The organism is Mesorhizobium sp. WSM4845, from assembly GCF_055811455.1.
This window is the reverse complement of the sequence record NZ_JBVVQA010000013.1, coordinates 137,734-160,595: the sequence shown is the minus strand read 5'-3', so window position 1 is coordinate 160,595 and position 22,862 is coordinate 137,734. Positions and strand designations below refer to the sequence as shown.

Genomic DNA, 22,862 nt, shown 5'->3' with positions numbered 1-22,862 from the left:
TTGCTTTCGCGATGACGCGCCGGTCTGACGACTTCAACCCTCCTGCTGCTCGATCTGGAACCGACGCAGGTCGTCGGCGGTCGCTGTGTCTGGTGAACGGCCGAGGAATGTCGCCAGGCGTCCGATATCGCGGAGATAGTTGCGCTGCGTCTCCCGTGAGAAACGCCGCATGTTCATGTCGTCGATCAGCCGCTGACGAAGTGGACTGATAGGTGCATCGAGAGCGGGATGGGTCATGGTCAGGCTCCTTGTTGAAGAAGCCCGTCATGCTCTGCCGCCGCCGAACAACGCTCAATGCAGGAGCGACGACCGGTCCCTGATCTCTACCTCAACCGCAGGCGCCCTCCCGCGCAGCGGGTTCGTTCTTCGGCCCGAAGCGGTCGCCATGTTATCACACGACCGGGTTCGCGATTTATCGAACAGCTATCAGATCAGGAATTTCGTTCTCCCAGATACGCCTTCACGATTTCCAATGCACAGACTGCGCTCGTATGGGCGGCATAGTCCTGGTAAGTATCGTTCTTCTCCGAATTGGCGAAGTCGCAGACGGACTTCACTACTAACGGGAGAGGCCTTGGTGCTGGCATCTCCGCCGCCGTTGCGTAGACGGCGTAAGCCTCCATCTCGACGGCCACCACTTTTCGCTTCGCGCTAGCGAGCTCTTCGAAAAATCCATCATCAGCCCGTACGGCCGCCCCTGACGCCATCGCCCCGATTTCGACGTTTAAGACGCTGTTGATCTTCTGCTTCGTGTATCCTCGGCGAATTTCGTCCAACCTCGCTTCATCCGCCTTGATAGCTTCAGCATGCTTACGAAGCATCGGATCCAAAGCGATTTGAACAGGATCGGGAGCGAAACGGAGCGCTTCCCCTTCCTTCTTGTGAAACTTGCCGCTCCCGTAGTCCCAGGAGATGTTGACCACGACGACGTCGCCGAGTTGAATATCACCTTCCCTACCTGCGCATATACCCGTCATGACGACGAGGCGCGGGCGGAAGGCGGCGGAGACTTTCGAGACCGCGGCCGACGTGGCCACCATCCCCATCTGAGCGGCGTGGCAGGCGACGCACCTGAATGTCCTTCCCTCCACGGTGAAGCTTCCCACCCAGTATCTAGTCGGGTCGGTGACACGTTGGAGCTCTTTCCAGCCGCAGTCGAGTGCCAATACCGCTTCGAGCTCCGGGTTGGCGAGCGCACAGACGAATGCAACGTCGTAGTCGTAATCTTGGCCCAACGTGGCCGCTTCGACCGAGGACTTGATATATCGCACCTTGCTGGTCAGTTGATCGATCCAATCGGCGGACTTGGTGTCGAATTTGAGGATGGACCAGAGGCCATTGTTGAAGTCCGCTTCGGATTGGTCGCGGGCATCGTCGTACGACGTAAGCCCGACAATGTACCGGGGCCTAAGGTAAGTGGCCCTAGCCAAGATGTCGCGGAGCAGTGTCTGGCCGCCATCTATCTCGGCCTCCGCCAGTCTGGCTTTAGGTATCATGAGGTCCAGAATGAGCAAATCGAACTGGGTTCTGCGCATTTCCGAGCTAGCGTCGTACGCGTTCGTCACATGCGCGATATCATCCGTAGACGGCACGCCCGCTTCAAGCAGCACCTTGGAAACCGCAGCAGCTTTCGCGATGTCATCATCAACAATCAGGACTTTCATTTCAATTCCAAGCCTTCGATCATCGTTTTCAAACTCTTCTCCCATTCGTTGATCGAAGCATGGTAGTAGACTGCTCCGACATAATGCTCAGGGAATTTCAGTTTGAGGTCGGCATCCAGGTCGTTCAGCCCCGTTACGTTGGGAGCTTCGCCGAAGCTCTCGAACTGAGTGAGGACGATAACTTTGCTCCTACCCGACATCCTGGCCATCTGACGCAGGAATTCCTTTCCGCCGAATGCATGCATACGCCCATCCGGGTCCGGCCCGCTGGAATCGTAGTTCGGCAACGTCATGTCGAGGATCACGAGATCGGGGGTCACGCGCTTGGCCTCACGCAACCCTGTGACAAGCGAGGCGCTGTGTATCACCTCGTCGTCCGCGAAATAGGAATTGAGGAAATCAAGGACCCTGCGCCGCTTGTTCTCGTCGTCTTCAACTACCAAAAACCGCATGATCTCGCTCCTCTGTGGGCTGGCGAATGAACCGGAAGCTGAATTTCAGTTTACAGAAAAATCGTCCGCTTTCCTCGTCAACTCCGAACACAACCGGATCGGGAGCAACCGAGAACGCCATGATTTTGGCGAGCTTGGGGAAGCCGGTACCGCCTTCTCCACTGACGTCCTTGGAGACATCGGCGCTCTTGAGCTTGGTCATCGCCTCCTCTATGGCCCGTCGATGGCGGGATATGTCACGGCATTCGCTCTGGAAAGTTAACTCCAAGACGCCAGGATCGATTTGCTCGAACTCGATGTTGACTGCGGGACGGTCCAGGTCCGCATGTTTCGCCACATTGCCGAAAAGTATGAAGAGCGCGTCAGTGAAAACGGTGAGAGCGTTCGTCATTGGCATATCGAGTTGGCCTGACAGCTCAACATCGGGGTCGAAATTGGGATTGAGGCGACGCACCATCTGCTTGCCGATTTCCACCAGGACGTCGATCCGCAGCGGGGCGCTCTCCACGGCCTGAGGCACGTCGAACCATTCCGCCATTTCGTTGAGTGCATCATGGACCCCGGTCCGCGCGCGGACGAGAGCATCGTTCAGCATGGGCAGGCTCGGAGCGTTCGTTGCTTCGATGAAGTGTTGCCCCAATTCGTCGAACAACAAATCGAATTCCTGCCTGAGATCAACGCGGATGTAAGTCTGTACGGTCCCGAGAACGTTGCCCAGGTGGGCCCAGTAGATTTCGAAAAAGGTATCTAGGAACTCGTCGAATTCGAGGATGCTTTGCGCTTCCGCAGAAAACCCCATGACGACCGCGTCGGCAAAACGGTAACTGATAAGTCCCTTTGGCTTCTCCACTCGCCGTATCTGCACGAAATCGGAGGAGAACCGCTCTACGAGCATGTCGTATTTCTTGGAGAAAGCGCCAAGACCTCTGGATACCCGGTCCGCATTGTCATGGCCTACCAATGGCTCGAGGAGTTCGTACCAATGGTCGTTCGCCGCGTAGGATCCCCCGGATGATACGCTGGTCAAAAGGTGCTGTTCCTGTGAAGGGCGTCTTAGCTGGCCCGAGATGGTGCCATGGCGTATCCTCAAGCTCAGATAGCTGTTGATGCCATGCCTGCTGTTGAGACTGCTTTCCCGGCAGAGCTGATCTAGGATTTCTGCGAACAACGCCGAGACCTCATTGTCGGGTATCTCATACGGCTTGGTATCCGAAGCCCCCGAAGCGAGACGATCGAGCATCTCCAGCAAATATTTATCCGAGACGGTCTCCATTCCCGCTTCGGTAAGGGCTCGGAAGCGATCGAACTTGCCTCTGAGATTTTTTCGGGCCCAGTCCCGTATCAGCTCCTCGTCCATGGAAATCTTGCTTCGATCCAGGGACTTGATTGCCTTAACCACCTCTTGGCGGCGCAGGATGAGCTTGATCTCTTCGTCGTAGACTTCAGTCCGTTCTGATGACAACGATTTGAGGGTTGCCAAGATTGCTAGCCGTTCCTCATCCAGCTCGAACTGGTTCCCGTAGGTGAGCGAAAGGCTCAGCATGTCCTCCGTGCAGATCGCCCACAGCAGAAAAATCAGTTTATCCACGTTGTCGACACGGCTCGGTTGCAATTCTGAAGGGCGGAGCACGCCACTGTCATCGAGGAACCGCTCGACCGCGTATGAAAGTGAAGACCTGAATTCACGGTCGAAATTCTCGGCCAGAAGCCAAGTTGCCAGCGCCATGTTCGTGGAGCCGGAATACCTTCCAACGGTCTGATCATCGAGGCGCGTGGCGAGGCGCTCGAGCGGCAGCCATTGCAGAAGGCCGTTGTCACGTCGATAGAGCTCGGCGACTAGGTCCACAGCCGAGTTGATCCTGCCCGACGCCAGAAGTCCCTCGATCTCGCACCACGTTGCGAGCCGGGTAGCCGGAAGACCTCCGGATCGAGCCGTTTTCAGCACTTCCACCATCGAAGGGTTATCCTTGGCCCGTGCCAGCACAGACATCGTCCACCAAGCTTGAGAGCGGTCTTCTATCGCGCCAGGTTGAAGGGATGGATCGAAGCGGTGAAAGTTGGCCACAAGGGCCGGGCATCCTGCCGAAGTCGTCAGCACCCCGGCGTAGTGAGGCACCAGCGGATCTGGAAGGTATGGGATTATGGTAGGGTCGTGGTCGTTGTTGGCCATGAACCTACGTCGTTGGGTGGAAGCGTCGGCCAGCGAAGACGGAGTGTCCGACAGCCTTGATATCGCTGTGGCGAATTCTCCGATATTGAAACGAGGAAAAAGAACCGCATGGCGCAGAATATGCTCTCGAGCAGTGTCCAGCTTTTCGGGGCGCAACTGTACATCCGCGATGGACGCCGCCAAGTCTTCGGAGACGTTTTCGACCTTGGGAGCAAACCCCAGGTTTGAGGCGAAATGAACCTGGTGCAGATTTCCTGCAGCCGGAAGTCCTTCGATGCCGAAGCCGATCAACCTCTCATCGAACTCGAAATCGACTGCGTCGAAATTGTCCACGGCTGCCAAATTGCCCATGAGATATGAAAGCTTGAGCACCCTGATGTCTCCAATTTCCGACATCAGCGGCACTACGTATTGATAGAGTAGGCCAGCGGTAGGGCGGCCCTCCGCAGCGCTCACGCGCGCCAGGTGGACCAGGCATTCATAAAGATCCAAAACCGACAATGTTTGAGCCTGCGCCAACATCTCGGCTTCGTCGCCGTCCTCGATGTCGCTGTTGGCGAGTTGGTAGTTGAGAAAGCGCTTGCCAGGGGCATCGGTCCACACCCGATGTATGTGTCCAGCGATCTCAGAAAGAAACCTGCTCGGATTCTGGTCGTTTTCAGAACGGACCCCAAACCAATAAGAATAGAAGAGGGCGGCGACCGATGCACCACCCGATGTCTGCGACGCGATCCATGACTTCTGCGCTTCAAGTCCATGGACCAGACTTGTTAAGGCGATGCGCGCCGAAAGCATTTCTAGCGACCAACAAACCTCGCCGTTGATCTCGTCAACCAACCCGATTGAGTCTTCGTAACGCGATTGCTGAAGGCAATTCTCAAGGTTCTGACGCAGCTCGACGTAGCGGCGTACCTTGTTCAGCACTGCCCGCAGAGTGCCGAGCGCCCAAGCCAATTCGCGTTCCAAGGACACGGCAGCCAGTGAAGGCACCGAGCTGATTTGTGTGAGCGCTCGGGGTACAAGCCCATCTAGGGGTGAACGATGACGCTGGCTGCGAACGACCCAGTAGGCAATGGTGGGCAAGGTGCCAATAGGTGACGAAGCCCTCAAGTGCGCGATGGAAATCTTCGGGTCGATCCCACCCCTGACCGCGTTCCGCCAACCGGAATGAGGGGGAGGAGGTCTTTTTCTGCTTAGCGGCAAATTGAAGTCCTCATCGAAAGAACTTCGATTACATTTCAAACTACATCAATCAAGTGTGCTGCACGATGTGCTCGCGCAATTCCACAGTGGAATTTGAATGATCAGAATTTCCAGATCATGCAAGTGGCTCAATATGCAAGAGGGGCAGTCCTGATGTCCGCTGCTGGCGCAGCATGCCAACTCACCAGAGGGGCTGAAGTCCGCTCGTGGGGAGCCGGTCGCCGTAGTCTCTGCGTCCAATAATCAGGATACACGTAGTTTGCGATGCCGACATTGATCTATGCAACCCGCACCGTCTCGACCGGCCCAAGCCTGCCATTGACCCGTCTTTCGCGGCGCGACGTGCGTACAGCGGGAATTGAGCGTATCTAAAAAACGCCGAGAGTGTTATTGCTTTTCACTATGAGCAGAGCCAGACCAACAAGAACAGCGAACCCAATCCGTTTCGAAGACCTTGACCCAAACGTTCGAGGACCTGGTCCGTGAGTTGATCTATGACATCCGGGAATGGCAAACGATAGAGGCCACGGGCAAGGGCGGGACGATGACGGCTTTGATATCAGAGCCTACGAACGCGCCACGACAACCACCATTGACGATGACGGTGACGAGGTTGTCCGCCCAATAGACGGCTACGCGTGGATGATCCAGTGCAAGCGCGAAAAAGCAATTCCCTAGCAAGATATAGAAAAGCTTGGAGGACATCGCTCCAGACAATCCGCCATACGGGTATATCCTGGCTGCCGCGACAAACTCCTCGAAGAAGGCTTACGATACCTTCCGCGATGAGCTCACCAAGTTAGGCGTCTTAGAATTCTATCTTTGGGGCAATGCGACGCTCGAAACCGAGCTCCATCAACCGAAGAACGATAGAATCCTATTCACATTCTTCGGGATATCGAACGTCCTGCGCAGAAGATCACGCGCTACAGAAATCAGGTCCGAAGTCACAAACAAGAACCGCGTTGTGCGAGTGCTTGGAAATAGCCCCGCGCTCTCTTGGATTCTAGCACGAGACTCGAAGGCAGGCGCTATCCGTATGAATCCAAGTATGCGGATTTCGCGAAAGACCCCGTTGGAAGGGCTTTGAGGTTGTCGAACTTCACCCACGTGGCGTGATCGTATTGATGAAACGGTGCTATGCGTACTTTGACGAGTCGGAGAAGACCTTTGATCTCGCTGAGCCACCTATAGTGCTTCGAAAACCCATACGATAGAACGCGCGACACAGGAAGCGACCGAGAAGAACGAGAGAAGCCTGATCTTGTCAGGAATTATTGGAAAGGCTGCGTCAGAAGAGCCAATAATGTTTCATCTAAAGGGCATCATTCGTTACGAGGATATGCTTGAGATCGATGATAAAGGCGATAGCTGGAATGAGGTTCCACACATATTTGTCGACTTCGTCGGTGGGTTTCCAGTGTCCGGTACGCTTGTGTGCTTAGAAAAGGGACAGCGGGAAATCGGGCTAGATGGTTTCTCCCGAGAGGCTGTCTTCCCCAAGTCTTTTCCCGAACCAGAGTTTGGAAAAATCTACGACGAGGAAGGGCTGGCGTTGCCCGAAGGGCTCTGTGAACGATGTGAACTTCCACGGCGGCGACCTGGATAAGCTGTTCGATGTTGACGGACGATTTGCGCACCTGAAACCAAGCGATGTTGCTGTCGTTCGGTTCGGACAAAAAGACGACCGTTTCGTCCAGATCACTCATCGGTACGAATTGTCGAGCGGCGATCTAATACGGATCACCCCCAGATGGTTTGGCAGGTGAAGCAACACATCGGTCGAGATCCATTGGCGGATGATGTGATCCAAATCCTGGAGTGCCGCAGCTGTTACAAGCAACAATGGGAAGGCAAGCATTAGCCTTGCCAAACCTTGGCGGGCATTAGATCAACGCGGTGAATGGCCGCTTTCGAGTAGAGGGTCTGGAGACGTGAGCGACCGGGATTGGGCGCAAAGCTGTCGCCCGTCGGACGTCGCTCTTGGGTCATGATTTTCCCTTGATCTCCCCTTTAGGAAAGGTCTGCAACAGGTCGGAACAGGTAATCGCGTCGGACGGCTTGAGCTGCCCCGTGATCTCAATCGCGAGCCCGGCTTAGCCACCACCTTGCCGGCGTTGCCCGCGTTTTGTTTCCGTGAGCGGCAACACCTTTCGGCGTTCTTTCATGTTATCCGATGACTCGCATCGTGACGCTGAAGGGCTGAGCGAACTCTTGCCGCCCGATGCTCAACATGCCCACCTCCTTCTTGAGAGGGTGTCCACGTATCGTCGACCCGTCACACTTCAGCGCGTTTGACATCCACGAGCATATTGCAACGCGTTGCACTTCATTTTGGTGTTGAAGATGCGCCGAGTTCTGAGGCGACACTCGAATAGCCCGCTACCTCGACCCAGCTTTTCGTTTTGCTGCTTCGCTTTCGATCCCAGAAGACAGCTCGCAATCTTCTCAGAAATATCCTCGATAGTGCGCTTGCAAAACCGGCAGAAACAGCAGCGTCGATGGTAGGTCGCACTCAGCCACTGAAAGCGGTTTTGCAACGGGTTGCACCAGGTTGGGGCGCTCGGCTAAGGTGCCAATTTGTGCCAAATGAACCCCCAATCCATCTACATGCAGCCCACAATTGTTCACATTGGCACCGATTTGCGAAATCTTAGGCGCGATCTCTAGCGTCTATCTCTTTGAAACTGTTACTATTTTCTCGCAGCCAGCCTGACCCATTCGCTGGTAGCCTACTTCGGCGCGCGAGACTCTTCGGTCGAAGACTCTTGCTCCATAGGGTCAAGACCCGCCTGCATTGGGCTACATGGGTGTACTTCGACTAAGTTGTCACGCTTATCACTTCTTTTCTGGATGCGGCAGCTGTTCCTCCCGATCATTGCTCAGGTTGACGGCCGCCATGCGGAACGTAGGGGGAGCGTTCGGTCTTCGTGTAGAGGTGCGTTCGGCTTATTGGTTCACTATGATCTGGTCCAGATCGGCAAGGCACTCGACCACGTGGTCCGGTCTGAATGGAAACCGCTCTATGTCAGCCAGTTTGGTGACCCCAGTAAGCACAAGGGCTGTCTTCAGGCCCGATTCCAGCCCGGCGAGCACGTCGGTGTCCATGCGGTCACCGACCATGATGGTATCGACAGCTCGCACTCCGAGCCGGTCGAGCGCGTTACGCATCATGAAGGGGTTCGGCTTCCCGACGAAATAGGGCTGGCGGCCGGTGGCCTTCTCGATTAGTGCTGCGACTGCACCGCATGCCGGATGGGAGCCCCGCTCGGTCGGGCCAGTCGCATCCGGATTGGTGGCGAGAAAGCGCGCGCCCTTCGCCACAAGCTCGGCGCCAGTTGCGATCTGCTCGTAGTGGTACGAAGTGGTGTCTCCGAGGACCACGAACTCGGGGGCAAACTCCGTTATCCGGCAGCCTGCCTGCCGCAAGGCCTCTACCAGACCGTGGTCGCCGATGACATAAGCAGATGATCCGTGCTTTTGCAGTTCCACGAACCGCGCAGTGGCGAGCGCCGATGTGTAGATGTGCTCTGGCTGCACGGTGAAGCCAACCGCTCTTAGACGCTCGGCGTGATCTTCGGGCGTGAAGCGCGAGTTATTGGTGAAGATCTGAAACGGCTCACCCTTGGCGACTAGCCCGGCGACATAGTTGACCGAGCCAGCAATCGGTTGGCCGCCGCGGACCAGGACCCCGTCCATGTCGAGCAGATGCGCTATAATCATTGGATCTCACCCCTCAATGTCTCTCGTGGATGCGCGGCCTGGGCACGTCTAATGTCACTGTATCTTCTCCAGGCCGGAATACCGGCGACTGTAGCGATTCAGAGCCATGCGCGAAGGGCGCTCAATTGCTTGTGCGGCAATAAGGAGGTTGCGGCGTAAAAAGTGTCCGCAACCGCTCGCCGTGCGGACGCGCTGCACCGTTGGGTTGACGACATTCGCTGTGTCAGCGCATCTGATGGACGATCGCGTTCTAGTTCGCGTGAACCACCTGGCGAGACGTTTCTCTGCAGAACCATCGTGATTGACGGCACCACAGTGATCCAGCATTGTCTCGCGCCGCGGACGCAAACACGCCGGAGTCTTGGCGAACTTTCCAATGGTCGGACAGCCTATCGAACGATTTCGAGAGTCGCTCCCGCGCCCAAGGTGTGATTCAGTACCGAATATTGACGCCGACCGCGAGTGGTTTACCCGTTCATTTGTTTTCGCGTTTCCGCCAAGTCAGGGTAACAGTCGGGCGCCTGCGATGTCCCTTCGCGAAGAGCCTGACCCGTTCAAAAGCGCTAGGCGCCGAGCTTGGGCCGCGGCAACAGAAGAGGAGTATTGCCACTTAGGGCATTTTTTGAGGCAGAGCCCGAGACACTTCATTTTGGGGGCGGCGGCCGGGTATTGATGCTTGGCAGGAGTGAAGATAGAAAATGGCAGCGGCCGGCGTTGCAAAGAAGGGAAGGCAACAGGGCAGCGCTATGACAAGGGCGAGCGTCGATTCAAGCACGTCGGAAAGGGCGCTCATCCCGTGTTTGAATTTCACGACAGCGAGCCGAAAACGTGGGTTGGAAAATGCCCCTCAACCCTATCTGAACGTGATCGGACAAAATTACTAAATGAGGCAATTGGGGCGCCGAACTGTGATCGGCACCTGCCCGTTCCGAAGAAGCTTTTAACAGGGGACATTTATGAGGCCCAAACGAGCGATTGCGGCCGAACCTATCAGGATATCCATATAAGGGTGAGCTGTCGGCGGAGTGGATCTCCGGGTACTTCTTGATGCTGTCGCCCCGCACAGATGAGATGCTTGCCGCGGTTGGATAGGATGAGCAACGTACCGTCAGGTACCGGCGCCTTGGCTCGTCGCCGCAGAGGCGGTTCAACGTACTGGGCTCCTAGATGCACACTTAAGGCGCGCAGGCCGGGGTCGCGATAGACGACCCGAACCAGCCGCAAGCAGGTTCGCCAAAGCGCTCGATCACCCCTTTGGTTCATTCTGAGCCGGAGGTGTCCATCCACACAGAGATCAGATTCCGCCTATGCAGAGATATTTCATTTCGAGGTAGTCTTCGAGCCCGTGGCGGGAACCCTCACGCCCGATGCCGGACTGCTTTATCCCGCCAAAGGGCGCCGCTTCCGAAGACATACGCCCCGTGTTGATGCCAACCATGCCATATTCCAATGCCTCGGCCACGCGCCAGACACGCTTCAGGTTCGAGGCATAGAAATAGGCGGCGAGGCCGTAGATCGTGTCGTTGGCCTCACGCACAACCTGATCCGCCTCGTGGAAGCGAATGATCGGCGCCAGCGGCCCGAAAGTCTCCTCTTGCGCAACCGCCATCATGCTGGAGATTTCGGTGAGGACTGTGGGTTTGAAGAAGGTGCCATCCTTGCCGATACGTTCGGCCCCGCATCGAATTGTCCCACCCTTGGCAACGGCATCTGCGATGTGGGACTCGATCTTGGCCAAAGCATTCAAGTCGATGAGCGGTCCGACGTCCACTCCGGGGGCGAAGCCGTCGCCAACCGACAAGCACCGGACTTTCTCCACGAACTTCTCAACGAACTCATCGTGAACGCTCGATTGGACGTAAAGGCGGTTCGCTGAAACGCAAGTCTGGCCGGCGTTGCGGAACTTCGCCTGGATCGCGCCGTCAACCGCAGCGTCGATGTCGGCGTCATCAAAGACAATGAAAGGGGCATTGCCGCCGAGCTCGAGGCTGACCTTCTTGATCTGGTCCGAGTACTGGCGCATGAGCAGCCGGCCAACCTCGGTCGAGCCTGTAAAGCTGATCTTGCGGATCTTGGGATTGGAGCAGAGTTCGCGTCCAACGCCAGCACCTTCGGACGCATAGATCAGGTTGACGACACCGTCTGGAAAGCCGGCTTGATGCGCGAGGGCGAACATTGCGCCTGCCACGAGCGGCGTCTGTTCAGCAGGTTTGAGCACGATCGCGCAGCCCGCCGCCAAGGCCGGCGAGATCTTGCGCGCCACCATCGACGCTGGGAAATTCCATGGCGTAATCGTGCCGACCACACCGATCGGCTGCTTGATCACCAGCATGCGACGGTCTGTCGAGGGTGCGGGGATCGTCTCGCCATAGATGCGATTGGCTTCTTCGGCGTACCATTGCAGATACGCGGCCGCATGCGAAACCTCCGACTTGGCTTCGGCAAACGGCTTGCCCATCTCTGCAGTGAGGATGGCGGCAAGATCACCGGCGTGGTCGATGATCAGCTCATGCCATCGCCACAGAACGTCACTGCGTTCTCGGGCGGTCAGAGCCGCCCATCCAGGCTGCGCTACGTAGGCCTTTTCGATCGCAGCGCGTGTCTCCTCCACACCCATGTCGGGAAGTACTGCCAGCACTTCGCCGCTCGACGGGTTGAGGACCTCGAATGTCCGCTCGCTAACCGGCGTGCCGAGCGCCGGCAGGCGATCGATGGCGCCAAACAGGTCCGGGGATTTCAGGTGGCGGACCATCGGCAGGCACAGGGGCAATACTGAATTCCTCTTAAACGCTGCGGATCGTATGTCGGCAGGCGTCGGTGCATATTCCGCGCCTAGGGTTGCTTATAGGGCCTCGGCCTGATGGCTGGTAGACCATTCCACTCAACTTGAAGGGGAGAATTCTTGAGGTGTTGTGGTCGATGGCTTGCGGTTCTCATTAAGTGACAACCTGAACAATGGACATCGGCTTCCGCCCGCGCACCCAGGAACGCGAACTGGGCTGCCGGGCTCATCCTTTGCCCCCAGCGTAGGGCCGACGACCATAATGGCGGGCTCGGCCGGAAGCAGCTCCGCCGTTGCCCTGACTTGATCGAGCATGACCAGATCGATCAGGCTGCGCGGCGCTGAGTGTTGTCGATGCCGAGCTTCTCGAGCTGCGATTCGACGAGCGGGGCTGCAATCGAGCTGGAGGGATCCAGTTTGTAGATAGCATAGGCGCCGATCGCATGTTTCTTGGTTGTCTCAAGCTCGGCCTCCATCCTTGAAGACCAGGAGACGACTTCCATGTTCTTGTATCCGGCCGTGTCCGATTGAAGACGTCTTAGGTTCGTAACCCGACACAACTGACGCGCCGGCATCCCGCCCGCGTGGCACGAATGCGTAGTTTTCTCCTTTTGATCGCGCTCGTCGGTGGTACGTCACTTGCACGGTGACAGTTAACGGCCGAGGCCTAGAGAGTTGTTCCTCTCGATCAACCAACTGCGGAACGTGACGGTGCGCAAACTCAGGGAGTAGCTGATGCGAGTAGTCGTCGTATAGATCCATGATCACACCGGCATGATCAATCGGTTCGGACAGCCGCGCCCGGAGGTCGACAACCGCGGCGAGGTCGAAAACATGACCGCGGTACTGCGAGATGGCGGCCACCAGACGCCGCGGTACTGCGAGATGGCGGCCACCAGACGCCGCGGTGCGACGGCGATAAAGAACTGCTCGCTTCGCTCGTGCGTTTTATGCCGCCCATCCGCAGGCCCGGCCCTCGGGAATCGCCTCCAACATGCGTACGGTATTCATGCGTACGGTATTCAGGGCGAGAAGTGGTCTCACCCACGTTCCCGCCATGCCCCGGCGGGCATCCCGTACACCGGATCCGGCCCGCCCCGGCATGGGCTAGCGCTCGACAAGATCATCGCCAAGAGACTAGCTCGCGATGCCGGCGTGCCGACGCCGCAGTTTCGCGTGATGGTTGCGGCACCGAGAGTGCCGGCGAGCTGCGATTCCGCCACGAAAGTAGGCAGCATTCTCGATCCGTGTTGATGGTGCAAGCACCTCCATCAGAACTCGCTCCAGCGCCAAATGGCATCAAAGTTAGAGCCTCGCCATCTCGACAAAGGTAGTCAAGGAGTTCGGACATGCAGCGCATTTCAGGGCTGGGCCACAACCGGGGAGAGGTCGTTGGGCCAAAATCTCGCGAGGAGTTTCAACGAGCGCTAAAGATCACGCCCGGCGGCAGCATGCGTGCTGCGCAGTTCTTCGCTCCCCACCCGCCCTATGCTGTGGCAGGAGCGGGCAGCTGGATCACTGACGCGGACGGCAGCAAGGTCTTCGACTGCGCAAACAACTCCTTCTCGCTCATTCACGGCCATGCCTTTCCGCCGGTGATCGAGGCGCTGCACAAGGTCCTGGACGACGGCACCGCATTCGGGCTTCCGACCACAAGCGAGACCAGGCTCGCGGAAGCAATCACGACGCGTTCGCCGAAGCTTGAGCAGGTCCGCTTTACGAGCTCCGGCACCGAGGCTGTTATGTTCGCTGTCAAGGCCGCTCGCGCTATTACAGGGCGCCCGATGGTTGCCAAGTTCGAGGGCGCATATCACGGCGCCTATGACTATGTGGAAGTGAGCCTTGATTCTGCACCAGACAACTGGGGCGATTCGTCGCCTAACAGTGTGCTCTATGCCAGTGGAACTCCCGCCTCCACCGCCGCGGATGTCCTTGTCCTTCCTTACAACGAGGCCAAGTCGTGCAGAGAGCTCATCCGTGCACACCATGAGCGCCTCGCCGCGATCCTTCTCGATCCAGTTGCTCCCCGCGTGGGCATGGTTCCGATAGAGGCGGATTTGCGGGAGGTCATCCAGGATTGCTGTAACCGCTACGGCATCCTGCTTGTGGTTGACGAGGTCGTTTCTTACCGCGTCGGTTTCCGTGGCGCCCATGACATCTTCGGCTTTGAGCCGGATCTGGTCGCTTTGGGCAAGATCATCGGCGGAGGTTTGCCCGTTGGAGCCGTAGCGGGGCCTGCGTCGCACATGGCGGTCTTCGATCACACCAGGGGCAAGCCAGCCGTGTCCCACGGCGGCACGTTCAGCGCAAACCCGCTCAGCATGACAGCTGGGCTGGTGGCACTGCAATCATACACGAAGGATGCCGTGGCCCGCCTTAACCAGATGGGCGAAACGCTTCGCAGTGAAGTCATCGAGCAACTCAGAAGGCGCGAACTCCCCGCGCACGTTACCGGCGCGAGCTCCCTCTTTCGGCTCCACCTGAAGACTGAAGTGATCCGAAACTACCGGACGTCGTTCCCGAGCGCGTTGCAGAAGGCGGCGCTCGCAAAGGTGCACCGTGCAATGCTGGAACGGGGTTTTCTGATGACGCCGAATTGCTCTGGCGCGCTGTCGACCCCGATGAGCGAGACCGATATCCAAGATTTAGCCGCAGCGCTCGTGGATGCCGTCCATGAAGTTTGGAAGCAATCTCCGTGGGACTGATCGAGCAATGGTGGAAGCGCAGCTTCGCGGCAGCGCTCGCGCGGCGGCTTCGCCGATACGCACGACAATAACGTCGAACGGCGCACCGACGACCGTTGCCATGTCGAGAACACGCTGCAATTCAAAGGGCGGTTATCGGAGCCGCTCGCACCCGGTTCGACAAACTAAATTCGACCGTTAGCTGCCAATTGCGCTTGGCGCAGTATGGCAGCGCCTGGCGCGGCTGGTCCGGGATCGACCGGTAATTGTCAGCTTGCCTGCCCGTGCACACGCGCAAATCGAGGGCCGCGCGCAACGACGCCCCATCGGCTTCGCGGTTTGACTGCAGTGAAGAGGGTTGCGTTCGTTTTTCACCGAACCTCCAGCATTCCTGCCGTTTTCTGAGATTTTGCAGGGTTGGTTTGCGGCGTTTCCGAGTCCTTCTACCCAGTGTGATTTGTTTTTGCTGGGAGCCCGCTTCCTGCACAATGGCCCGGACCTGCGCCATCAAGAAGGCTCCCATCGCGTCGTTGTAGAGGCCAAGCTCCTGCGTGGCCTTCAGCGAAACAGAGTCTTGGCCCATACGGGTGACGATCCTTCGCGCAGAAAGACTATGGGAACATCATCAAGAATTATGATTCCAATGTGAAATTTTGGATTATTGATAAAGAACTTGTTCTTTCACGACAGAGAAAAGTTGCAAGTCCGCAGCATCGATGACTTGTCACCTGTCCCCACGAGTCCTGGCGCTTCAAGAACCGCGCCTGATCACCCTTCAGCTGCCAAGCGCGATCCGCGCCCGCCCGGGCTGCGCAACCTTGACCAGCTCCGCCCGGGCGAACGCTGACGTCGCACAGTCCATAAGGGGGTCAAAAAATTGGACGCGGATGGGAGGCCGGATTGGGAAAAAGCGCAAGCTCAAACTCGAACGCTATATGGCTAGGCGGTTCAGCCAATAAGGTGTTTGGGTCTGAGAGCGGAAACCGTCGTATCAGTAGATCGATCATCTACGCAAACCCATCAATGCGTTCGTGGACAATCGCGCGCATTTGCTCGGCCATCTTTGCGCCTTGAGAGCCGTCTGATAGAGGCGGCGGCAATTCGAGGTGGTTGAGAGCGCGTGAGAGGGCTGCAACGAGATCGTCGATGCTGCTATCCGCATCGACTGCCTTGATGCCAGCCGTGCTCGCGAAAGCCTTGAAGTCGGCGCGCCGCAGACGATCGTCCTTGTCGTTCAGCTTGAGGGCCATCCGGTCTTTTTCGAGATGTGGAAACACGCGAGTCGTGACCGCGTCGTAGAGCGGAGCCATGCGGACTGATCTGAACTGCGCGCTGCCGGGCTCTGCGATTTTCAGCAGTGCCATGTTCTTCAGGTGCATGTCGCCATCGGCGATCAGCCAGGCGAATAAGGATCGCTTGAGGACAAGCAGGACGTCGTCTTCGGGGGAGGTCGATAGCGGTCTTAGTGCCCGCGCGATTCGCTCCATTGTGCCGTCGTATTTTGCTTCCGTGGGCACACCGAGCACTGAGCAAAAATCCTCAAGCGCCAAAAGGCGCTTGTCGTCAAGGCTCGTTCTGATGTCGAACCGCTCGACGAGGAGCGCCGGAGGCATCCCGTCAGGCATGGGGACGAGCGCCGTCGCGGGCGTCTTGAAACCGGCCGCGCTGCCCAAAGCGAGCGACTGCCATTCGATAACCGGCAGGGCCTCAAATCCACCTGTACCGGCAGGCTTGAGGATGTGGGTGAACGGTTTGCCGGTACTGGGGGAGAGAGTACCGTCGATATCGAGGAACATCGGCGCTTTGATCTGAACGCCCGATAAACGGGGCGTATCGGTACGCTCGAAAATCTGCGCCAGATTGCGCTCGAAGCTCTGCTCCAGATCGCCCCGACCCGGCCCTGCATACTGGCCAGTGAAGATAGAATTTCTAGTGAAGCCAGTGAGCCGGGTTAGCAGGAGGTCGGGCGGCAGGGCGGAGAGATCGCTCGCACGCTCGACGATGGTGATGTTGGACATGTAGCGTTTGCCCGAGCGCAGCGTCGCGCGCTCGTCGCGGTCATTCAACACCGACTCAAGCCAGCCTTCAGGCAGCAGCGACAGAATGAAAGGAGGGAGCTTGCCCGGCGTGGTCTGGCGAACAAGTGGCGGGCCATCCTGATCGTCTGGATTCCAGCGCCACTCAAAACCATCATGTTTGAGATTGCCGAGCGGAGCGCCGTGCCACGCTACGATCAGATCGAACGCGGCTTCATTGCGCGCAGGCTCTGCGGTCACTGGACGGCGGAGGAGGAAGCGCTCAGCGTGCTCGCCTTCGCGATACCACTGGTTTTCGCGGGCAAGCGCCCATGTCGCGTCGGCAGCGCCCTGGGCGCTGCCGTATTCTTCTATGAGGCGGTTCGCGATTGTCTCGCGCATCGTCTCATCGATGGATGCAGCGTGTTCGCTGCGCAGGCGGAAAGCTTCGAGGAAGCGCTGGCGCATCGAGGAGACGTCGATCCGGAATTCTCCCATGCCATCATCGACATTCGCTTGAGCGACTGATGGGTAGTCGGGAGCTGCGTTCTGAATGATTTCCAGCGAGCGCAAGCGCGTGCGCTGTATTCGTCGCCCGCTCAGGAACAGACGGCCATCGCGGGTCGGGCCGAGAAGGACAGCGCTCGCCGCCGAGAGGTAAGCGTTGGGATACAGGTATTTGGCGATGCGGACGGCGTGTTTGAGTATCGTGGCCTCGATATCCTCCCCGGCATCGACATAGATGCCGCGCATTAGCTGGACGAGCTTGCCCGTTTCAGCCTGATAGTGGCTGCGGGTTTTATCGATGTTTTCCCCGACGAGGTGAAGGGCCATTTTCTAACTTTCTCGCATGTGAAATACGGGAAAGTTAGCATGCCGAGCTCCAGATGTTAAGAGAATTGAACTTTCGCGTATTTCAAATACGCGAAAGTTAATACCTTCTCGGAACCTCGGCGGTCTCTTGCTCGGCAATCGAACCGCCGGGCGAGAACCTGGTCTACGAGGGCGAGCAGGCAGAAATCAAGGCGTGCATTCTGCCGCACCATAGTCGAATCAGCCAAACGTATGTGGGCGGAGTCCTTCAGCAACTATTCCTAGAGCGCGAGATTATTCGCTGTCACGGGCACCAGCTAGCCGCGGGCCAACGCCCATAATGGCGGGCTCGACCGAAAGCAGTTTCTTCGCCGCCGCCCTGACTTCGTCGAGCGTCACCTGCTCGATGAGGGCCGGGCGGTGCTGGATGTAGTCTATTCCGCGCTTGTCGAGCTGCAGCCTGAGAAGCGTGGCTGAAATCGCCCTGGAGGAACCAAGATTGCTCATAGCATAGGCCCCGATCAGATACTTTTTGCTCGCTTCGAGCTCGGCCGCTGTTGGCCCGGTGTCCACCAGCTCCTTGATTACTTGTCTAATCAGGTCGAGTGTCTCCGCCGCCCTGTCGGCGCGCGTCGACGTGGTCACGACAAGCGTGTTGGAATGCTGGTGGCCTTCCAAACTGGAGGACACACCGTAGGCCAGGCCACGCTTTTCCCGCACTTCCTGGAACAGACGTGAGGTGAATGGCGAGCCTCCGAGTATATCGTTTATCAGCTGCGCGGCATAGAATTCCGGGTCGCTGCGTCCGACCCCGGGAAACGCCAGCTGGAGCGAAGTCTGGGGCAGGGCGTATGCGACCAACGTCCACTGGCCGAGCTTCGGGGTGACATCAGGTACCTGGGCGAGCGCCTGCTTCTGAGGCAAATCGCCGAACAACTGGTCGAGCCTTGCACTCAGAGTTTTGGCATCGATGTCGCCGACAACCGCCACGTGCAGCCCCTCGCGGGCGAAAGCGGCCTTGTGGAAGGCGCTTAGATCGGCGGGCGTTATGCGGGCCAGGCTTTCCTTGGTGCCCTCGGGCGGCCTCGAATACGGATGCGCGCCGTAGAGCCTGCGCCGCCATGCATCCCTGCCGATCGCGTGAGGTTCGCGCTCGTTGGCAATAATGCCGGAGAGAAGCTGAGCGCGGATTCGGTCAAAGGGTTCCTGATCGAAGCGGGGCCTGTTCAACGCGAGCCTGATGAGATCGAAAGCGGCGTCCTGGCGCTGGGAAAGCATGCGCACTGAGCCATAGATGCCGTCAGGCCGTGCGTGGAAGCTCATCTCAGCGCCGGCATCATCGAGCCGCACCTGAAAGGTGTCGCCGCCGTGATCGCCTGCGCCCTCGTCGAACAAGCCGGTCATCAAATTGGCAAGCCCCTCCTTACCGGCCGGGTCTTGGCTGGTGCCGCCGTCAAACACGAACTGGAGCGTGACGATCGGCAGCTTATGGTCTTCCACCAGCCAGGCGGTGATCCCCTTTTCAGATTTCACCTCCTGGATGTTCGCCGCAGCACGGGCGGTACACGCTGGCAGGGTGAGGAAGAAAATAGCAAGGCAAAGGACGGCCAGCCAGGAGGCGAGGCGCCAGCCTTGTCCAAAAGGAGAGGGCAATGCTTGTGGAATGGCCCGGAATTGGTTCGTCATCATATCAATTTTCCTTGGGCAGGAGATAGCCGGTGGTCGAATGGTCGGACACGAGGTAGCGGGCGGCAACGGCCTTAACCTGATCGGCCGTGACCTTGCGGATGCGGTCCGGCCATTCCTCGACGTCTTTCACATTGCCGCCTGTGGCAAGCGTGGCGCCATACATGCCAGCGACGGCGGCCTGCTCGTCATGGGCGAAGATGAACGAGCGGATATAGCGGTTTTTCGTCTTCTCCAGTTCGTCGCTGGTGATGCCGTTCCTGGCGATGCGCGCTATCTCGGCGTCGACTGCGGCCTCGACATCCGCAAGCTTCGCCTTGCCGCGCGGCCAGCCACGGATGCTGAACTTGCCAGCATCCAGCATGGTGCCCTCGAAATCAGCGTCGGCCGCTGCGGCTATGCCCTGCTTCACAACGAGCTCCTGGTACAGCCGGCTGCGGTTGCCCCCGGCGAGAATCTGTGCCAGCAGGTCCAGCGCCTCGGCTTCGCCGGGCTCGGCGGTGCGATAGGACGGCACCACCCAATATCTGGAAAAGATGGGGACCGAAACGCGGCCATCCCTTAGCGTCAATGTGCGCCTGGTGTTCTGCACCGGCTCAGACGGGCGTTCGCGTGGCGGCAGATCTGGTCCACGCGGGACCTTGCCATAGGTCTTCTCGGCCAGCGCCTTCACGGCCTCGGGCTCGACGTCGCCTGCCACCACCAGCACGGCGTTGTTCGGCCAGTACTTGTCATAAAAAGCCACGGCGTCGTTGCGGTCCAGCTTCTCGATCTCGTGCATCCAGCCGATCACCGGGATCCGGTAGGGTTGGCTCTGCCAGAGCGTCGTGACGACCTCCTCATCGAGAAGCGCCTCCGGATTGTTGTCGACCCTCAAGCGACGCTCCTCGCGGACCACGTCCCGCTCGGTGTTGATGACGTCATCCGTGAGGGTGAGATTGCGCATGCGATCAGCCTCGAAGCTCATCATCTGCTCCACTGCCGAGGGCGCCACTCTTTCGTAGAAGGCAGTATAATCGTAAGAGGTGAAGGCGTTTAGCGAGCCCCCGATCTCCGCCACCGCGCGGTCCAGCTCGCCGGCGCCGTGATTGGCCGTCCCTTTGAACATCAGATGCTCGAAGAAATGCGCGATGCCGGATTTGCCCTGAGGCTCGTCGGCACTGCCGACCTTGTACCACAGCATATGGGTGACGATGGGCGCGCGGTGATCGGGTATGACGACCACCTCCATGCCGTTGTCGAGCAGGAAATTCGCTATGTCATAGGCGGCCGCCGGAGACGGCGCGGTCGTCAGAAATGCCAGCGCGGTCGCAAAAAGTGCGCCCCGCAGCCAAGCAGACGGTGGCTTCGGTTGTGGTGACCGGGCGATGGACAAAGTTCGCACGGAAGTGAGTTGTCCCTCAATTTGAAGGTGCCGCGTCCCTGTCGCCCCCACTGGGAGAAGGTGGATCGGTGGGCAGCGCCGGTCCAGACGAGCCCTCACAATGCTGCCAGGCCCGGCTCGGATGTCAGTTTTGAGTAGGTCGGCGAAAGGTGGGGCGGCATTTTTCTGGGTGGGGATCATGGGACGACTCTCCTGCGTGTTTTGCATGACCCCGCAGGAACCGTGCCAGATGAGAAAGCCGTTTCGGCGATGCGATTCAACGGTCTCTCTGTTGCGTACCTCCGACATTGTCCGACGTCTGACACCGCCGAATGGGGGGCGCTTGCCGCTTAAAGAGGTGGCTACGTGAACTACCCTTAGGACAGCGGCGAAGATGGTGGCGTCAGCGCGCGCCCGTAGTTGCTGGTCGTCCGCGTACTCTTGCTCACATCGGCCGATCGCAGGTCCCTAACAGGACTCCAAACCAGCGATAGACGCGGTTCTGGAATTTACCGGAGCGTTTCAGAACTTGTGTTTGCCATTCGGAGCGCCAGCGCGGGAGACGCTGTCCGCGACAGGCGGTCATGATGGAGCTTGCGAGCCGCTTTAGCGATTTGACCGGGCTTTTGCTATTTTAGCTTTTGCTGCCCTAAAGTCTCGGATATGAAGCGGACCTGGCTTATGGCCTGCCTACATTGAATTGTTACAAAGGAATACGCTATGGCGACTGGAACGGTGAAGTGGTTCAACAGCACCAAGGGATTCGGTTTTATCCAGCCTGACAACGGAGGTCAGGACGTTTTCGTCCACATTTCCGCTGTCGAACGAGCGGGCCTTTCGACCCTTAATGAGGGCCAGAAGATCAACTATGAGGTCGAACAGGACCGCCGTACTGGCAAATCATCCGCTGGCAGTCTCAGCAAAGCTGGCTGACCTTTTTCTGCTTCTGCCCGGCAAGAGCCGGGCAGAAGTGCCACTGACCGCGCCATAGGAGCGGGCAAGAACACGGATCCCCGCCGACTGGGGCAGCGGATTGTAGCAAGCTGCTAAGTTCTACTGCCACACGATGTTGCAAGCGAAGAGGGGCGGGTCCCAGCCCTCTTACTTTCCGCAGCAGATGTTTATCGCATTCTCGATCGAGCGTGCCGGGGAATGAACGAGCAATTCAGCCAGCCTCCAGCGATCGACACCTCCTGGATCAAGAGGGCAGGGTACATTGGCCCTGAGGGGACCTGGACCCATCAAGCCTCGCTGGACCTCTTTGGTGACCAAGTTGAACTCGTTCCGTTCAGCCACGGATTGTTCGAAGCATATGAGAATGGCTGCGTCGACGTTGCATGCGTCCCAGCTACGACCTCTCTGGTCGGAGCCACTCCCTACCTCGACCAAGTCTTGAGCTTGAGGTCTCCTACGATTATTGCCGAGTACCCGAAGGTCCTGAGCTACAGCCTCATGGCCAGCAAGGATGCGAGTTTCTCGAAGATCGCTAAGGTGGTGGGCCACCCCGTGGCTCTGCAGGAGGTGGCCGGGTGGCTCGACGAGAACATGCCCAATGTCGAGCGAGAGAGCCGTCGGGGATCGACGTCTTTCGTGGCAGAGCAAAAATCTCCCTCGATAGCAGCATTTGGTCCTGCGCTTGGTGCCAAGCTGTACAATCTGCAGATATTGCGAACAGGAATTGAAAAAGGGCTGCATAACGCTACGCGGTGGTGGGTGCTCGGGCGCAGGACCCCTGCGCCGACAGGTTTTGACCGGACAACACTTCACCTCCGCGTTTCAGAGCAAAATTTCAGTTGTGTCCTGAACAGGTTCTCGAATGACGATTTAGCCGTTCTCAATGTCTATCAGCGTCCGACCTGCGAGCGGCTAGACACCCATCAGTATGTCATGGATGTCGCTGGACACGTTTTGACGCACCCGGCGCTGGCCGCGTTGCCGGAGATTGATGGCCTGAGAATTCTCGGATCGTACCCACGTCGCTATTAGTTGTGGCTAGGCTAGGGTAGTTTCCGTCCATAACCCCAAAACTGTTGATCTTATCACTGACGAACAAGGGGCTGCCGCATCGAACCTGATGCGATGTACACGTAATACCGCGCGCCATGGACGAGATCATCGCGCCGACGACTTGTCGTTCCCGCCCAGTTTCTTGCCTGCGAAACGGTGGTACTCATGGGCACAGATGTCGATCGGCCGGACATCTCGCAAAACCAGTCACCGTTGTAAGGTTGTAATGCGTTATCGGCCGCACACTCCTCCATTCGGAAGGTCAAACACTTCAATCCGCCAAGGGGTGCCGTGACCGGG

The 22,862-nt window shown here is 58.1% G+C and carries 15 protein-coding genes; 4 read left to right on the top strand and 11 right to left on the bottom strand.

Going from position 1 to position 22,862, the window contains the following annotated elements; genetic code table 11:
- Positions 1 to 33: 33 nt before the first annotated feature.
- The 4 genes from AC0L2C_RS16995 to AC0L2C_RS16980 all read right to left on the bottom strand — a co-directional run bounded on the left by AC0L2C_RS16995 (position 34) and on the right by AC0L2C_RS16980 (position 5,252).
- Complete coding sequence (locus AC0L2C_RS16995; RefSeq protein ID WP_473458640.1) at positions 34 to 237, bottom strand: phage integrase N-terminal SAM-like domain-containing protein; 204 nt, start codon at positions 235 to 237, stop codon at positions 34 to 36.
- Between the two features lie 194 nt (positions 238 to 431).
- Entirely contained in the window at positions 432 to 1,664 is a 1,233-nt protein-coding gene (locus AC0L2C_RS16990) for a phosphorylase family protein (RefSeq protein ID WP_473518287.1), read from the bottom strand.
- Positions 1,661 to 2,116, bottom strand: coding sequence for a response regulator (locus tag AC0L2C_RS16985; RefSeq protein ID WP_473458636.1), 456 nt, complete (start codon positions 2,114 to 2,116; stop codon positions 1,661 to 1,663). The genes AC0L2C_RS16990 and AC0L2C_RS16985 overlap by 4 nt, the downstream gene beginning before the upstream one ends.
- Positions 2,097 to 5,252, bottom strand: a complete 3,156-nt coding sequence (locus AC0L2C_RS16980) for a hypothetical protein (RefSeq protein WP_473458634.1) — start codon at positions 5,250 to 5,252, stop codon at positions 2,097 to 2,099. Before AC0L2C_RS16980 ends, AC0L2C_RS16985 begins: the two co-directional genes overlap by 20 nt.
- Before the next feature lie 1,501 nt (positions 5,253 to 6,753).
- Between AC0L2C_RS16980 and AC0L2C_RS16975 the strand changes: the two genes are divergently transcribed.
- Positions 6,754 to 7,098 (top strand): hypothetical protein, encoded by a 345-nt coding sequence (locus AC0L2C_RS16975; protein WP_473523929.1) that lies wholly within the window; start codon positions 6,754 to 6,756, stop codon positions 7,096 to 7,098.
- Positions 7,099 to 8,438: 1,340 nt separating this feature from the next.
- On the opposite strand, the gene AC0L2C_RS16970 is transcribed toward AC0L2C_RS16975, so the two are convergent.
- The 3 genes from AC0L2C_RS16970 to AC0L2C_RS16960 all read right to left on the bottom strand — a co-directional run bounded on the left by AC0L2C_RS16970 (position 8,439) and on the right by AC0L2C_RS16960 (position 12,497).
- A complete protein-coding gene (locus AC0L2C_RS16970; protein WP_473523928.1) occupies positions 8,439 to 9,212 on the bottom strand; it encodes an HAD-IIA family hydrolase in 774 nt (257 codons plus the stop codon).
- Positions 9,213 to 10,506: 1,294 nt separating this feature from the next.
- A complete protein-coding gene (locus AC0L2C_RS16965; protein ID WP_473523938.1) occupies positions 10,507 to 11,964 on the bottom strand; it encodes an NAD-dependent succinate-semialdehyde dehydrogenase in 1,458 nt (485 codons plus the stop codon).
- A 356-nt stretch (positions 11,965 to 12,320) separates the two neighbouring features.
- On the bottom strand, positions 12,321 to 12,497 hold the full coding sequence (locus AC0L2C_RS16960) for a hypothetical protein (RefSeq protein ID WP_473523927.1): 177 nt from the start codon (positions 12,495 to 12,497) through the stop codon (positions 12,321 to 12,323).
- A gap of 846 nt (positions 12,498 to 13,343) precedes the next feature.
- On the opposite strand from AC0L2C_RS16960, the gene AC0L2C_RS16955 reads away from it, so the two are divergent.
- On the top strand, positions 13,344 to 14,699 hold the full coding sequence (locus AC0L2C_RS16955) for an aspartate aminotransferase family protein (RefSeq protein WP_473523926.1): 1,356 nt from the start codon (positions 13,344 to 13,346) through the stop codon (positions 14,697 to 14,699).
- A gap of 121 nt (positions 14,700 to 14,820) precedes the next feature.
- Here AC0L2C_RS16955 and AC0L2C_RS16950 read toward each other — a convergent pair whose 3' ends face one another.
- The 4 genes from AC0L2C_RS16950 to AC0L2C_RS16935 all read right to left on the bottom strand — a co-directional run bounded on the left by AC0L2C_RS16950 (position 14,821) and on the right by AC0L2C_RS16935 (position 20,756).
- On the bottom strand, positions 14,821 to 15,261 hold the full coding sequence (locus AC0L2C_RS16950; RefSeq protein ID WP_473518281.1) for a hypothetical protein: 441 nt from the start codon (positions 15,259 to 15,261) through the stop codon (positions 14,821 to 14,823).
- Positions 15,262 to 15,685: 424 nt separating this feature from the next.
- Entirely contained in the window at positions 15,686 to 17,527 is a 1,842-nt protein-coding gene (locus AC0L2C_RS16945) for a type II toxin-antitoxin system HipA family toxin (protein ID WP_473523925.1), read from the bottom strand.
- Between the two features lie 273 nt (positions 17,528 to 17,800).
- A complete protein-coding gene (locus AC0L2C_RS16940) occupies positions 17,801 to 19,195 on the bottom strand; it encodes a M16 family metallopeptidase (protein ID WP_473523937.1) in 1,395 nt (464 codons plus the stop codon).
- A gap of 1 nt (position 19,196) precedes the next feature.
- Positions 19,197 to 20,756 (bottom strand): M16 family metallopeptidase, encoded by a 1,560-nt coding sequence (locus tag AC0L2C_RS16935; RefSeq protein ID WP_473523924.1) that lies wholly within the window; start codon positions 20,754 to 20,756, stop codon positions 19,197 to 19,199.
- Positions 20,757 to 21,275: 519 nt separating this feature from the next.
- Here AC0L2C_RS16935 and AC0L2C_RS16930 point away from each other — a divergent pair.
- Both AC0L2C_RS16930 and AC0L2C_RS16925 read left to right on the top strand, forming a co-directional pair.
- Positions 21,276 to 21,488 carry a cold-shock protein gene (locus tag AC0L2C_RS16930; RefSeq protein ID WP_008874821.1) on the top strand — a complete coding sequence of 71 codons (213 nt, stop codon included), beginning with the start codon at positions 21,276 to 21,278 and terminating at the stop codon, positions 21,486 to 21,488.
- 219 nt (positions 21,489 to 21,707) lie between these two features.
- Complete coding sequence (locus tag AC0L2C_RS16925) at positions 21,708 to 22,541, top strand: prephenate dehydratase (protein WP_473523923.1); 834 nt, start codon at positions 21,708 to 21,710, stop codon at positions 22,539 to 22,541.
- Positions 22,542 to 22,862: the final 321 nt, after the last annotated feature.

Coding starts and splice junctions, on each gene's coding strand:
- AC0L2C_RS16995 (WP_473458640.1), bottom strand. CDS start 237: ATGACCCATCCCGCTCTCGATGCACCTATCAGTCCACTTCGTCAGCGG.
- AC0L2C_RS16990 (WP_473518287.1), bottom strand. CDS start 1,664: ATGAAAGTCCTGATTGTTGATGATGACATCGCGAAAGCTGCTGCGGTT.
- AC0L2C_RS16985 (WP_473458636.1), bottom strand. CDS start 2,116: ATGCGGTTTTTGGTAGTTGAAGACGACGAGAACAAGCGGCGCAGGGTC.
- AC0L2C_RS16970 (WP_473523928.1), bottom strand. CDS start 9,212: ATGATTATAGCGCATCTGCTCGACATGGACGGGGTCCTGGTCCGCGGC.
- AC0L2C_RS16965 (WP_473523938.1), bottom strand. CDS start 11,964: ATGGTCCGCCACCTGAAATCCCCGGACCTGTTTGGCGCCATCGATCGC.
- AC0L2C_RS16960 (WP_473523927.1), bottom strand. CDS start 12,497: ATGGAAGTCGTCTCCTGGTCTTCAAGGATGGAGGCCGAGCTTGAGACA.
- AC0L2C_RS16955 (WP_473523926.1), top strand. CDS start 13,344: ATGCAGCGCATTTCAGGGCTGGGCCACAACCGGGGAGAGGTCGTTGGG.
- AC0L2C_RS16950 (WP_473518281.1), bottom strand. CDS start 15,261: ATGGGCCAAGACTCTGTTTCGCTGAAGGCCACGCAGGAGCTTGGCCTC.
- AC0L2C_RS16945 (WP_473523925.1), bottom strand. CDS start 17,527: ATGGCCCTTCACCTCGTCGGGGAAAACATCGATAAAACCCGCAGCCAC.
- AC0L2C_RS16940 (WP_473523937.1), bottom strand. CDS start 19,195: ATGATGACGAACCAATTCCGGGCCATTCCACAAGCATTGCCCTCTCCT.
- AC0L2C_RS16935 (WP_473523924.1), bottom strand. CDS start 20,756: ATGATCCCCACCCAGAAAAATGCCGCCCCACCTTTCGCCGACCTACTC.
- AC0L2C_RS16930 (WP_008874821.1), top strand. CDS start 21,276: ATGGCGACTGGAACGGTGAAGTGGTTCAACAGCACCAAGGGATTCGGT.
- AC0L2C_RS16925 (WP_473523923.1), top strand. CDS start 21,708: ATGAACGAGCAATTCAGCCAGCCTCCAGCGATCGACACCTCCTGGATC.